This window comes from Clostridium pasteurianum DSM 525 = ATCC 6013 (assembly GCF_000807255.1).
In the GTDB taxonomy this organism is placed as follows: Bacteria; Bacillota; Clostridia; order Clostridiales; family Clostridiaceae; genus Clostridium_I; species Clostridium_I pasteurianum.
The window spans coordinates 1,222,853-1,237,196 of record NZ_CP009268.1; the positions used below are offsets into that span (position 1 = coordinate 1,222,853).

Annotated in this window: 11 protein-coding genes; 9 read left to right on the forward strand and 2 right to left on the reverse strand. The window is 31.7% G+C overall.

Annotated elements, in window-relative coordinates:
* Positions 1 to 137 precede the first annotated feature (137 nt).
* A complete protein-coding gene (mreB, locus tag CLPA_RS05480) occupies positions 138 to 1,151 on the forward strand; it encodes a rod shape-determining protein (RefSeq protein WP_003444412.1) in 1,014 nt (337 codons plus the stop codon).
* 174 nt (positions 1,152 to 1,325) lie between these two features.
* Here mreB and CLPA_RS05485 read toward each other — a convergent pair whose 3' ends face one another.
* Positions 1,326 to 1,808 (reverse strand): spore coat protein, encoded by a 483-nt coding sequence (locus CLPA_RS05485; RefSeq protein ID WP_003444411.1) that lies wholly within the window; start codon positions 1,806 to 1,808, stop codon positions 1,326 to 1,328.
* A 299-nt stretch (positions 1,809 to 2,107) separates the two neighbouring features.
* On the opposite strand from CLPA_RS05485, the gene CLPA_RS05490 reads away from it, so the two are divergent.
* The 4 genes from CLPA_RS05490 to CLPA_RS05505 all read left to right on the forward strand — a co-directional run bounded on the left by CLPA_RS05490 (position 2,108) and on the right by CLPA_RS05505 (position 8,208).
* Positions 2,108 to 2,500, forward strand: a complete 393-nt coding sequence (locus CLPA_RS05490; protein ID WP_003444410.1) for an FMN-binding protein — start codon at positions 2,108 to 2,110, stop codon at positions 2,498 to 2,500.
* A gap of 184 nt (positions 2,501 to 2,684) precedes the next feature.
* Positions 2,685 to 3,074 (forward strand): DUF4405 domain-containing protein, encoded by a 390-nt coding sequence (locus tag CLPA_RS05495; RefSeq protein WP_236900411.1) that lies wholly within the window; start codon positions 2,685 to 2,687, stop codon positions 3,072 to 3,074.
* A gap of 277 nt (positions 3,075 to 3,351) precedes the next feature.
* A complete protein-coding gene (locus CLPA_RS05500; protein ID WP_003444408.1) occupies positions 3,352 to 4,311 on the forward strand; it encodes an FAD:protein FMN transferase in 960 nt (319 codons plus the stop codon).
* 342 nt (positions 4,312 to 4,653) lie between these two features.
* A complete protein-coding gene (locus tag CLPA_RS05505) occupies positions 4,654 to 8,208 on the forward strand; it encodes an FMN-binding protein (RefSeq protein ID WP_003444407.1) in 3,555 nt (1,184 codons plus the stop codon).
* 182 nt (positions 8,209 to 8,390) lie between these two features.
* Here CLPA_RS05505 and CLPA_RS05510 read toward each other — a convergent pair whose 3' ends face one another.
* A complete protein-coding gene (locus tag CLPA_RS05510; RefSeq protein WP_003444406.1) occupies positions 8,391 to 8,594 on the reverse strand; it encodes a hypothetical protein in 204 nt (67 codons plus the stop codon).
* 282 nt (positions 8,595 to 8,876) lie between these two features.
* Between CLPA_RS05510 and CLPA_RS05515 the strand changes: the two genes are divergently transcribed.
* The 4 genes from CLPA_RS05515 to CLPA_RS05530 all read left to right on the forward strand — a co-directional run bounded on the left by CLPA_RS05515 (position 8,877) and on the right by CLPA_RS05530 (position 14,305).
* A complete protein-coding gene (locus CLPA_RS05515) occupies positions 8,877 to 9,695 on the forward strand; it encodes a nitroreductase family protein (protein ID WP_003444405.1) in 819 nt (272 codons plus the stop codon).
* 421 nt (positions 9,696 to 10,116) lie between these two features.
* Complete coding sequence (locus tag CLPA_RS05520) at positions 10,117 to 10,575, forward strand: MarR family winged helix-turn-helix transcriptional regulator (protein WP_003444402.1); 459 nt, start codon at positions 10,117 to 10,119, stop codon at positions 10,573 to 10,575.
* A 14-nt stretch (positions 10,576 to 10,589) separates the two neighbouring features.
* Positions 10,590 to 12,320 carry an ABC transporter ATP-binding protein gene (locus CLPA_RS05525; protein WP_003444400.1) on the forward strand — a complete coding sequence of 577 codons (1,731 nt, stop codon included), beginning with the start codon at positions 10,590 to 10,592 and terminating at the stop codon, positions 12,318 to 12,320.
* Positions 12,317 to 14,305, forward strand: a complete 1,989-nt coding sequence (locus CLPA_RS05530; RefSeq protein WP_003444398.1) for an ABC transporter ATP-binding protein — start codon at positions 12,317 to 12,319, stop codon at positions 14,303 to 14,305. The genes CLPA_RS05525 and CLPA_RS05530 overlap by 4 nt, the downstream gene beginning before the upstream one ends.
* Positions 14,306 to 14,344 lie beyond the last annotated feature (39 nt).

The window sequence follows — 14,344 nt, forward strand, 5'->3', positions numbered from 1 at the left end:
GAATTTTACTTAAATAAATAGGAGATTTTGTTCTTACTAAGTGTGGAGGGATTATTTGGAAATGAGAGACTGTTATCGGATAAATTTTCAAATGTTTGAATAAAGACATGTTGTAAAATTTGAAAGGGGAAACTTTTATGAAATTTTTTGTAATGTCTAAAGATATAGGAATAGATTTAGGCACATCCAATACCCTATTGTATATGAAAGAAAAAGGTATATTATTAAGAGAACCTTCAGTGGTAAGTGTAGATGTTATGAATAAAAAAGTCTTAGCTGTAGGTTTAGAGGCCAAAGAAATGATAGGTAGGACTCCTAAAGGTATTATAACTGTAAAACCATTAAAGAATGGTGTGATAGGTGACTTTGATTTGGCACAACAAATGTTGAAAAAGTTCATTGAGAAAGTTATTGGTAAAGGTAATTTTATAAGTTCTAGAATTGTAATTTGCCATCCTTCAGGGATTACTGAAGTTGAAAAGAGAGCAATAAATGAGACTATAATTCAAGCAGGAGCACGTAAAGTTATGTTGATTGAGGGCCCTGTGGTTGCTGCTATAGGAGCAGGATTGCCTGTGGATGAACCTGTTGGAAGAATGATTGTGGATATAGGAGGAGGCACCACAGAGGTAGCTGTAGTTTCTCTTGGAGGGATTGTTACAAGTAAAACTTTGAGAGTTGCAGGAGATGCATTGGATGAAAAAATAATTAAATATGTGAGAAAAGAATTTAATTTAATGATAGGAGAAAGAACAGCTGAAGACATTAAAATAAAAATTGGTTCTGCTTATAAAGATGACAATGAAGAAGAAAAGAAGATTATAGTAAAGGGAAGGGACTTAACCACGGGGCTCCCCAAAATTGTTACTATCACGGAAACTGGAATAAGAAATGCTTTGAAAGATAAGGTGGCTTTAATGATCGATGCTATTAAGACTACTCTTGAAAAAACTGAACCAGAGCTTGCAGCAGATATAATGGACAACGGTATAGTACTTTCTGGTGGTGGAGCTCTTTTGAAAAATCTGGATAAACTTATATTCAAGGAAATACATATAGAGGTACATATTGCAGAATCTCCGCTTGAATGTGTTGTTATGGGGACTGGAAAGTGTCTGGGCATGATGAATAAAATTGGCAATATAAAATAATAGTCATAAAGTTTTATATAAAACTACCTAAGAATTAATATGTTAGTTCTTAGGTAGTTTCTAAATTTTTATTTACAGTTTATAATATAAAGAGTTGTGTAGTATATAATATTTTTATATACTGAGTATCAGCTTATAAATTTAGACAGATTGATTGTAAGAGAATTATATCAATTATTTAATATTGTACATTCCCTTGCTTTGCATATATTTAAATACAGCTTCTCCATGTTTTTGTTCTTCTTTTTGTATGTGATTTAATGCATCACGTACTTCTGTATCTTTGCATTCAAAAATTGCAGTATCATAACTTCCTGATACGTATTTTTCTGTCATAAGTATATCGGAGCACATATCAGCATCATTTAAATCAGTAGCTGTTGTTGGAGTATTTGAAGTTGGTGTGCTTTGTGCAGAGTTTTGTTGCGCAGTATTTTGATTCTGCTGCTGATTCATTTGAGGTACAGTACCGCTTAATAGCTGATTAATACTATCCAAATGTGTCTGTTCTTGCTGCTTATTGGCGTTAAATATCTCCTTTAATTGTGGATCAGTAGCTTTATTGGCATAGTTGGTATATTTTTCTATGCATATTTGTTCATGAGATTTTTGATCTTCTAATAAAGTTCTTTCTTTTTGTGATAAAGTTATTTGCATTTTTTAAACACCCTTTTTATCAATATTTTTTAGAACATTACCCTTAAAAAATGTTGTTAAATTTAGTAAAGTATATCCTTACACTTGCTTCAATTGGTACAATGCTCCAGTACTATTGTGTGTAATTTTTAGTATTTTATACTTTTATTAATCCCAAAATCGGTGATAAATAAGTTGAAGTTTATATGTAAAATATTTGTTAATTTGATTGTTTTTATGAAATATTTATTATAAAATCATGGTAGAGATAGTGATTATTTAACAATTATAATTATATAAATTTAATTTAGGGGTGGGTTATGGTTAATGTTAAAAATATAGTTATTTCTATTATTGGTTTATGTGTGGTTGCAGTTTTAGTTTTTGGAGTAAAGTATCTAATATATATACAGAATTATAAAAATATAATAAAGCAAATAAATATAAGAAAAATTGATTTATCTAAAGTAGCAAATGGTACTTATTCAGGTTCTTTTGATGCCCTAGAAGTTGGGGCAGAAGTAAAGGTAACAGTAGATGATCATAAAATTACAGATATAAAAATAGTTAATCATAAAAATGTAAGAGGAGAAAAAGCAGAAGTAATTCCTGAGAGAGTAATTGCGGCTCAATCTTTACAAGTAGATACAGTTTCAGGCGCAACAAATAGCAGTAAGGTGATATTAAAGGCTATTGATAATGCCTTGCAATAAAAAACTGAGGAATTATGTAAGCATCGAAGCTAATAAATAAAGGAATCCTGCCTTATGGCAATAAATTTGTATGTAAAAGAGAAGTATTCAGATAGCTCATCCAAAACTTAGATTGCAAGTACAAATTTTTCTGAGTTTAGATGAGTTAACTACTAAAAATAAATAGAGGTGTTTTTGAGTGGAAATGTATACTGACAAGCTAGGATGGATTGCAGCCATTCTATTTTTTGTTTGCTTTTGTTATTTTATATTGAAAAGATTTGTTATTAGTGGTTTTAAAATTAAGATTAAATTAAGACAAGTTCTTAATTTACACTGCTATTTAGGTATTATTGGAACTATAATAGCTATTTTTCATGTAGGAAAAAATATAGTTTTTATTCAATTATCTGCAGGTTTTATATGTTTTTTCTCAATGATTTTACTCTGTATATCAGGTATAGCTATAAAATGGTTTAAAAAAATTTCACCAGCAAGTAGAAAAGCATGGAGATTCATTCATATAGGATTGACTGCAGTTTTTGTGACTGCTTTATTATGGCATATAGTACTCTATCATTTTATTATGGGATAAGCTTATATGTGGAAATTGTACTTATAATCAAGTTATTTGGTTTTGATTTGTGGGATAGGATGAAACAAAAATCAAAGTTCAGAGTTCAAAGAACAAATATCAGTTAATAATTGAATAGATTATTTAAATAATGTATGATAAAATGCAATTGAATGTTAATTTCAAATGAATGTGTTTATCGGTGTTTAGAAAAGAAAACTTTACATAGATATCTATGATGGTAGAAGTAAATAATAATTTTATATTTTAAATATAACTAAACTAAAGGGAGAATTATATGAGTGAATTTTACGAATTAGAAACCTTTTGCATGGGGACTGTTATAAGTCAAAGGATTTATGGAGAGAAATCAGAAATAGCTGCAATAAAAGTGGAGGAGGAAATGAAGAGACTAGAGTCTCTTATGAGCTTTTTTCTTGAATCCAGTGAAATAAGCAGATTAAACAGAGCAGCAGGGAAGCAGGCAGTAGAACTTGGCTGTGAATCACTATATGTACTTAACAGAGCTAAATATTTCTCAGAAATATGCAAAGGAACTTTTGATATTACTATAGGACCTGTAGCTAAGCTGTGGGGTATATTTACGGATCATGCTAAAGTACCATCAGAGGAAGAAATTAATGAGGCATTAAGTCTCACTGGATACACAGATATTACAATTGATAATGGGCTTGGTACGGTAAAGCTTGAAAAGGCTGGAGAAAGTGTAGATTTAGGTGCTATAGCAAAAGGATATACAGCAGATAGAGCTATAGAAATATACAAGCAGCAGGGAATAGAGTCTGCTTTTATTAATCTTGGAGGAAATGTAATGGTATTAGGAAACAAGCCAGATGGTTCCCCTTGGAAGATAGGTATACAAAATCCGTTACATGAAAGAGGGCAGTGTTTAGGAGTTGTAAACGCTGTAGATAAGACAATTGTAACTTCAGGAGATTACGTGAGATACTTTGAGAAAGACAATATAAAGTATCATCATATTTTAGATCCTAGAACAGGTTATCCTGCAGATTCTGGATTAATGAGTACTACAATTGTATCAGAAAAATCCATTGGGGCAGATGCATTGTCCACTGCTATTTTTATATTAGGTCTTCAGGAGGGAATGGAATTAATCAATAGCATTAAAGACATGGAAGCCATATTTGTTACAAAAGACAAAAAAATCTATGTGACAGAAGGATTACAGAAAGACTTTATTTTATTTGAAGGAACAGAATTTTTAATTTCCTACTAAAAATTATTATTAGCTTATTAGAAAAATTAGCGGCTGAATGCCTATTAAATACTAATAGATATTCAGCTGCTTTTTATGACAAAAATAGTACATATTATTTAGCACATGAATTTAAACAACAATAAAATATCACCACATCTTATAAGTATAATGGGTTTTATAATATAATTATAATTTTAAATAAAAAAATGTATTAAAAACCAAATTATTTTAATGAATATATTGACATATTAATAGTTTTCACATATTATTTATAAATAGTGATAATGATATTCATTATCATAAGGAAGGGGGCTGTTTTGTATATTTATAATTGTTCTATGTTATAAGGGGGAGTAGATCTTGAATAAAAAATTATCAGTATTAAAGAAAAAAATCTCTATATTGAAAATAGCTAGATTTATAATTCAACTTGTATTTTTATACTTTTTCTCAGGATTATTTACTCTAGCTTTTACCGGTTTTAAAAGTATATATTTAGGACTAGCTAGAGAAAATTTCAGTATTGCAAATTCTTTTACTTTTTTAGCGGCCTTTACAGGGGTAGTAGTTCTATCTATATTAATAGGGAGATTTTTTTGTGGGTGGTTGTGTGCTTTTGGAACTTTTAATGATCTTTTATACTTAACTTCATCAAAGATATTTAAGAAAAAAGTAAAAATACCACCTTCTGTAGATGAAAAATTAAAATACATAAAGTACATAATTTTATTGGAAATTATAATTTTTATATGGTCCATGAACCGAGTACCGGAAAAGAGTATAAATCCATGGGATGCTTTTGCACAATTATTTCAAATTAAAACTATGGCATCTGAAATGCCTATAGCTTTTATATTTTTGGCTTTAATTACTGTTGGAGCAATATTTATTGAGAGATTTTTCTGCAGATATTTATGTCCTTTAGGAGCTATACAAGCTATCCTTTCTAAGTTTAAAATTATTAATATAAGTAAGCCCAGTGAAAAATGTGGTAAATGTCAATTGTGTACAAGCAACTGTCCAATGGGCATAAATTTATCGCAGGTAGAGGCTGTAGAGAGCGGAGAATGTATATCATGTTTAAAATGTGTAGATGCATGTTATAGGAGTAATCCTAAGGTTGTTATGTTTAAAAAGTTAAATATGCAATGGTATTCTTCTACAGCAGCAGCTATTTTAGTTTTTGGATTTATATTTTGGGGAAGTAAATTTGTAAAGCCAGAAGCCAAGATAGGATCAGTTAGTGCAGCTGAGATGTCAAAAGTTGACGAGGCTGTCTTTAGTGATGGTGTATATACTGGAGTGGGAAATGGTTACAGACCTAACCTGAAAGTACAGGTTAAAATAGCAAAAGGCAAAATTTCTGACATAAAAATAATATGCCATGAAGAAACTAAGGGATATTATGAACAAGCTTTTGACATAGTTCCAAAGGAAATAATAGCGTCACAATCTACAAATGTAGATGTAGTATCAGGAGCGACAAGATCCAGTAATGGTATAAAGCAGGCAGTTAACGACGCTCTTAATAAAGCGAGAAAAGATAAGACTAAAAATCAAGTTGTAGATAGTCAGAAAAGTGATAGTGCTTCCACAGAAGCTGAAAACATCAGTGCAGATGTATCTATGGACAAGAATGCAAAATTTAAAGATGGTACATATACAGGAGTAGCAAAGGGTTATGCTTCGGGACTTACAGTATCTGTAACTATAAAAGACGGAAAAATTTCCGACATAAAAATAATATCTCATAATGAAACACCAGGTTTCTATGAAAAAGCTTTTAGTACAGTACCAAAAGAAATAATAGCAGCACAATCTACAGATGTAGATGTGGTATCAGGAGCAACTTTCTCCAGCAGAGGTATAATGGCAGCGGTTAAGAATGCACTTGAAAAGGCACTAATCAGTGGTGAATTACCAGAGGATAATACCTCTACAACAGAAGATACAAATACAACTTTAAATAGCAATGTTGATGTTTCAAGTATAGTATCTAAATTGCCTGTATACACTGGTAAAGGACTATACAAAGATGGAGTTTATACAGGAACTGGCAAGGGCTTTATGCCTAATCTTAAGGTATCTGTTACAGTAAAAGATAGAAAAATATCAGATATAAAAATAATTTCCCACAATGAAACACCAGGATTTTATGAAAAAGCATTTTCTATAGTACCAAAGGAAATAATAAGCAAACAGGCTACTGATGTAGATACAGTATCAGGAGCGACAAGATCAAGTGAAGGTATAATAGCGGCTGTTAATGATGCATTAAAGAATGCAAGATTAGATGACAGTACGCCAAAGCCAGTTATACCAAATTCGGTTACTCCAACACCATCTAATCCTACTCCACAACAACCTGCTGCACCAACAACACCAGCGGGAACTAAATATAAGGATGGAGTTTATACAGGAACAGCAGACGGATTCCAGCCAGGACTTACAGTATCAGTAACGATAAAAGATAATAAGATTTCAGATATAAAAATAACAGCGCACAATGAGTCCGAGGGCTTCTATGAAAAACCATTTGATTCAGTGCCAAAGGCAATAATATCAAAACAGTCTACAGATGTGGATGTAGTATCAGGAGCAACTTATACAAGTAAAGGTATAATGAATGCAGTAGCAAATGCATTGAAGGATACAAAACTTGATGGTACAGGTGGAAGTACAACCCCAACTAATTCATCAGACAATAATAACGATACTGAGAAACCTGGAAATGAAAAGCCTATTACTACAGCAGCACCTTTATATAAGGATGGAAGATATACAGGAGTAGGAAAAGGACTTAAAAAGGATCTTACTGTGGATGTAACAGTAAAAGATAATAAAATTACAGATATAAACCTTATAACTTATAAAGATGGCATAGAATACATGAAAAAAGCTATGACACCAATGACTGAAAGAATAATAGCAGCTCAATCTACAGATGTAGATGTAGTATCTGGTGCAGTTGAGACAAGTAATGGAATAAAAGATGCAGTAAACAAAGCTCTTGAAAAGGCAGTTTATAAGGATGGAACTTTTACTGGAGTTGGAAGAGGCTATAACAGAACAGATCGCATAAATCTTAAGGTAACAGTAAAAGACGGAAAAATGAGTAATATTGATATAATATCTCAGGCTGAAACACCAGAATATTTTGAAAAGGTATGGCCAACTATACCTAGTAAAATAATTGAAACTCAATCAGTTGCAGTAGATGCAGTATCAGGAGCCACAAGATCCAGTAATGGAATAATGAATGCCGTTAAGGCAGCCCTTGCAACAGATACAACTGTAGGAGAAACAAGTACTTATCCAAGTAAAGAAGATGTAGCAGCACCATTTAGAGATGGAGTATATACAGGAAAGGGAAAAGGATATGCTGGAGATATTACTGTTAATATAACAGTGAAAGACAATAAGATATTAAAGATTGAGCTAGGAAATAATTCTGAAACACCATCTTATTTTGAAAAAGTATGGTCTATTATACCAAATGAAATGATAGAAAAACAATCAGCGGATGTAGATGCAGTATCTGGAGCAACAAGGTCCACAAATGGAATAATCAATGCAGTTAAAGATGCCTTGAGGAATTCAAAACTTGCACTTTCAGCCCCAGCAGAGGCACCCTATAAAGATGGAAGCTATGAAGGTGAAGCAGAAGGTTTTAGAGGACCTATGAAAGTAAAGGTTGAAGTAAAGGACAATAAAATATTAAAAGTAGATATGATTTCAAATATGGATGATAAAGATTGGTTTAACAAAGCATGGACAACTATACCAGAAAAAATTGTTGAAACAAACAATGTCAATGTAGATGTAGTATCAGGAGCTACTTATTCAAGCAAGGGAATAATTGGGGCAGTAAATGATGCACTTAGAGATGCTCATGATGCAACCTTAAATTATTAGAAGTTATTGTTTTATACAATAGGAAAATAAATGTGTTTTTCTATTGATAATGAAATTTATTATTAAAAATATTACTTAGGACTATCTTGTTTATTGAAGTAAAATAAATAAGATAGCCTTTTTTATATAAAACTACAATATACTAATATCAGTATTTTAAAATATTATTGAAAGAATAAAAATTATAATTCTGGTCTTCGTATATCTTTCGCGTCTTTAATATTTTCTTGCTGTGTTGCAATAGCAAGCATTGAGGCTCCAACATTAGTGATAAAAGTTCCAAGAACAGTATTATCATCTGCTGATCTACCTTCTGTAAGTATAAAAGCAACTAAGTTTGTTAGAATAACAAATTCTTTAGGGGTTAATGAATCAAAATATGACATTGCAGCTCACCTCTGATTAATATAGTATATTCTGATAATTTGTTAGGAGGTACAGCTGTAAACGAAATTTATAGGGATTCTTATAAAAATTAAATGTTTAGTTTCAATATTTTCTTGATTTATATAGTATAATTGTTTTGTAAAATATATAAATGTAAATATAAAAAATTATTTTTTTGTAACAATTTATAAATCTGTATGTATTGGATTAATTATTTATTTATAAGTATAAAACATATCAAAATATACATATGTTATTAAACAGTAAAGGAGTATTTTATTATGATGAAAGTAGACACTGAAAAATGTATAGGTTGTGGACAATGTGTTAAAGATTGTTTTCCCATGGATATAGAGATTGTAGAAGGTAAAGCAAAAATTAACAATAAGGTCTGTATTAAGTGTGGACATTGCATTGCGGTATGTCCTAAAGATGCAGTTTCGACAGATGAATACAATATGGAAGATGTAAAAGATTATAACAAGGAAAATTTTTCTATAAATCCAGATACGCTTTTAAATTTTATAAAATTCAGAAGAACAGTAAGACAATTTAAAAATAAAGAAGTGGAGGAAGAAAAGATAATAAAAATTATAGAATCTGGAAGGTTTACCCAAACAGGCAGCAATATGCAGGATGTATCTTATATAGTGGTAAAAGAAGAACTGGAGAAACTTAAAAATTTAACATTTGAAACCTTAAAAAATATGGGAGAATATGTGCTTAATAATAGAACTCCAGAAACAAGAATTTACAGGAGATACGGAAAAATGTGGATAGAAATGTATGAGGAATACAAAAAGAATCCTAAAAATGATAAGATATTTTTTAATGCTCCTGTTATAATAGTTGTTACGGCTAATTCACAAGTAGATGGAGCTCTTGCATCTTCAAATATGGAACTTATGGCAGATGCACTAGGTCTTGGGACCTTTTTTAGTGGATTCTTTGTAAGGGCAGCACAGGAGAATAAAGATATTGTAGATTTCCTTGGAGTTAAGAGAAGAAAGGAAATTGTAACCTGTATGATACTAGGATATCCTGATGTAAAATATTTAAGAACAGTACCAAGAAAAGAAGTAGATATAAGTTGGAAATAAATTTTATTAATTATTATCTTTCACCTGACTAACTTGGCGTAAGTCTCCTATGCACTCTGTACAGCTCTCACACAAAATCAAAAAGAATATTTTGGTTCTCTTCTTGCACGCTGTGAAAGTGGGAGTTCGACGCCAAGTAAGCCATGCATTTGCAGTTCTAAAATTCAGATGGAGTAAAAGAATCCCTACCTGAATTAAGAACTTGCTTCAATGGAAAAGAGTTAAAAATGTCTCACAATGTATACATATGCATGTTGTGGGGCATTTTTTGGTTTTAAATTTTGTTTATTACGGAGGATAATTATCGGATAAAATATATATGTTAATAATTTTTAAAAATAATTGACTTTAAATATTTCAAGGAATATAATTAGGTAGGCTAATAAATAATTAGGCTACCTAATAAAAAGGAGGTGTAAAAATGGACAAGGATATAAACCTGACAGCACAAAAAATCATCAGATGCTTAAATGAGTTTAGAAAGCTTAATAAACATAAAAGCAATGATTGTGGTTTAACTCATAGTGAGATAATGGTTTTATTTTACATAAGAAATCATATAGAAGAATATAAAGAAGGTATTAAAACATCTGAACTAAGCAATAAACTCAATGTAGCTTCACCAACTGTTACTCAGCAGATTAATAGTCTTGAAGCTAAGGGCTTGGTAGATAGAAATATAGATAAAAAAGATAGACGTGCCGTTAGAATTAACTTGACAGAAAAAGGTGAAAAACTTTTAAAAAAGGCCTCCAAAGAATTGAGAGATTCTATTAGCGGACTGGTGAATTATTTAGGTGAGGAAAAAAGTAATCAGTTAGCTGAACTTTTATTAGAAACTTATAATTATTTCAGCAAAAAAAATAGAGAAAATGACTAAAAGGAGATGAATATATGCTAAAACTATTTAAACACCTAAAGCCCTTTGCTGTATCAGTGATTGTAGTAATATTACTATTTTTCATTCAGTCTCTGGCAGAATTATATTTACCAACTCTGATGTCTGATATAGTTAATGAGGGTATAGTAAAAAATGACACAAATTATATTATTCATATAGGCAGGATTATGATATTAGTAGCATTAGGAGATGCAGTCTGTGTTGTTGTAGCTAACTTTATAGGGTCGAAAGTTGCAGTAGCTTTGGGAAGAAATCTTAGAGATATATTGTTTAAAAAAGCAGAAAAATTTTCTCTTCATGAATTTGATAAGGTTGGAACAGCTTCCATGATAACTAGAACTACTAATGATATTGTTCAGGTTCAACAAGTACTTGTAATGATAATGCGTATGATGATTAGTGCACCACTTATGTGTATAGGTGGAATTATCATGGCCATTCATAAGGATGCAGAACTTTCTATTATATTTGCAGTGGTAATACCACTTCTGCTGATTTTTATAGGTGTATTTTTACTTAAAGGATTACCTTATTTTAGAGTTATGCAGGAAAAACTTGATAAATTAAATCTTGTTGCCAGAGAAGGATTAACTGGAATAAGAGTAATTCGTGCTTTCAACAGAATAAATAGCGAAAAGAAAAAGTTTAAAAAGGCCAATATGGAAATAAGAGACGTTGGACTTAAAGTTAATAGGCTAATGGCAGGAATGATGCCGGTTATGATGTTCTCTCTAAGTGCTACACAAATTGCAGTAGTATGGTTTGGTGGACTTAGAATTGACAGTGGACACATGCAGGTGGGAGATATGATGGCATTTATACAATATGCTATGCAGATAATGTTTTCCTTCCTTATGATGGCAATAATGTTTGTTATGATTCCACGTGCACAGGCTTCTGCTGTAAGAATAAATGAAGTTCTTGGAATGGAACCAGAAATTGTGGACAAAGAAAATGTAAGTAATGTTCAGGGGGATAAGAGAGGATATATAGAATTTAAAGATGTAACCTTTAATTATTTTGGTGCAGAGCAGCCAGCTATAAGTAATATATCCTTTAGTGCAAAACCTGGAGAAATTACTGCAATTATAGGGGGAACTGGTTCTGGTAAATCTACTTTGGTGAATCTTATACCTCGTTTTTATGATGTTACAGAGGGAAGCATACTAGTAGATGGAGTAGATGTTAGAGATATGTCTCAGGAAACTTTGAGGTCAAAAATAGGCTTTGTACCTCAAAAGGCTGTATTATTTACAGGCAGCATAAATGATAATATAAGATATGGTAAAGATGATGCTACAGAAGAGGAAATTTCAAAGGCAGCGGATATTGCCCAGGCAACAGAATTTATATCAAATATGAAGGATGGATTTAATTCTGTTATATCTCAAGGTGGAAATAATGTGTCAGGGGGTCAAAAGCAGCGTCTTTCTATTGCCAGAGCACTAGTGAGAAGACCGGAAATATATGTATTTGATGATAGTTTTTCAGCACTGGACTTTAAGACTGATGCAAGACTTAGAGCAGCTCTTAAAAATGAAACCAAAGAATCTACAGTTATTATTATAGCTCAAAGAGTTAGCACAGTAATGGATGCAGATAGAATTATAGTTTTAGATGAAGGAAAGATTAGCGGCATTGGCAATCATAAAGAACTTCTAAATACCTGTGATGTATACCGTGAAATTGTGTATTCACAGTTGTCAGAGGAGGAATTAGCATGAGTGAAAATAGAAAAAAAGCAGATGATGGGACAGCAAAGGGAGGCCCTATGGCTGGATTTGGAGCTCCAGTTCAAAAAGCAAAAGATGTTAAAGGAACTTTCAAAAGACTTTTAACATATTTTAAACCTCATACTGTAAAATTTATAATAGTATTTGTATTTGCCATATTAAGTACTATTTTTAACATAGTAAGTCCTAAAATATTGGGAAATGCAACTACAAAATTATTTGAAGGTATCTATGGTAAATTAGCTTTGGCAAAATTAACAGCTCAACAGGCGGGCCTTGAAAAGCTGGCGGGTAATCAGGCTACTGCCACTCCAGAGGTTTTAAAGGGTCTTGCAGCGGTTAAAGCTGGAATAGCTGAAGTTATAGAAAAAACTGGAGGAAAAATAGATTTTCCTTACATTGAGAAAATAATATTATTACTTATAGGATTATATGTTATAAGTTCTCTATTTTCCTTTGTTCAGCAATATATTATGGCAGGTATAGGTCAAAATGTTGTATACAAAATGCGTCAGGATTTAAGTGATAAGCTCAATAAGCTGCCAATTAAATTTTATGATTCACGTACTAATGGAGAAATATTAAGCCGTGTAACCAATGATATGGATAATATATCTACAACTCTTCAGCAGAGTTTAACTCAGCTTATTACCTCTGTTGTTACTATTATTGGTGTATTAATAATGATGCTTACCATTAGTCCTGTGCTTACTCTTGTAGCTGTTGTGACATTGCCGCTATGTGGTATTGCGACCAGTGGACTTGCAAAAAAATCTCAGCAGTATTTTGCAGGACAGCAGAAAGAAATTGGTGAATTAAATGGACATGTAGAAGAGATGTATACCGGACATAAAATCGTTAAAGCTTTTGGAAAAGAAAAAGACTCTATAGAAAAATTTGATAAAATAAATAAAAGATTATATGACGTAGGCTGGAAGGCACAGTTTATATCTGGTGTAGTAATGCCTATAATGAATTTTATAAATAATGTAGGATATGTAGTAGTCTGTGTTGTAGGTGGTATATATGTAGCCAAAAAGAAAATTGAAATTGGAGATATTCAGGCTTTCATACAATATACAAGACAGTTTACAATGCCAATAGTCCAAACTGCCAATATAGTAAATATAGTACAATCAACTATTGCATCAGCAGAACGTGTATTTGAATTATTAGATGAGGTAGATGAAGTGGCTGAAGCAGCAGAGCCTAAGGTTATAGAAATGCCTAAGGGTGAAGTTAGATTTGAACATGTAGACTTTGGTTATAAAGAAGGTGTTACCCTTATAGAGGATATGAATGTTACAGCAAAACCAGGGCAGACAGTGGCTATAGTTGGACCAACTGGAGCGGGTAAAACCACTCTTGTAAATCTCCTTATGCGTTTTTATGAAATAAATGCTGGAAAGATAACTATTGATGGGGTAGATACTAGGGATATGACCCGGGAAAATTTACGTGGAATGTTTGGAATGGTACTTCAAGATACTTGGCTATTCAATGGGACTATAAGAGACAATATTGCCTATGGTAAGGAAGGATGCACAGAGGAAGAAGTTATTCAGGCATCGAAAGCAGCTAATGCGGATCACTTTATAAGAACTCTTCCAGAAGGTTATGATACAGTACTAAATGAAGAGGGAACTAATATATCTCAAGGACAGAAACAGCTTTTAACCATAGCAAGAGCTATACTTGCTGATCCAAGAATTCTTATTTTAGATGAAGCTACAAGTAGTGTTGATACGAGAACAGAAGTGCATATACAAAAAGCTATGGAAAATCTTATGAAGGGCAGAACAAGTTTTGTTATTGCCCATAGATTATCTACAATACGTGATGCAGATTTGATACTTGTTATGAATAATGGAAGTATTATAGAGCAGGGAAATCATGAAGAACTTATTGCTAAAAATGGTTTCTATGCAGATCTTTATAATAGTCAATTTAGTGACAATGATTCAGAGGTAGTTTAAGTAAAATAAGAAAATTTATTCTATATTGAGATTATAAAA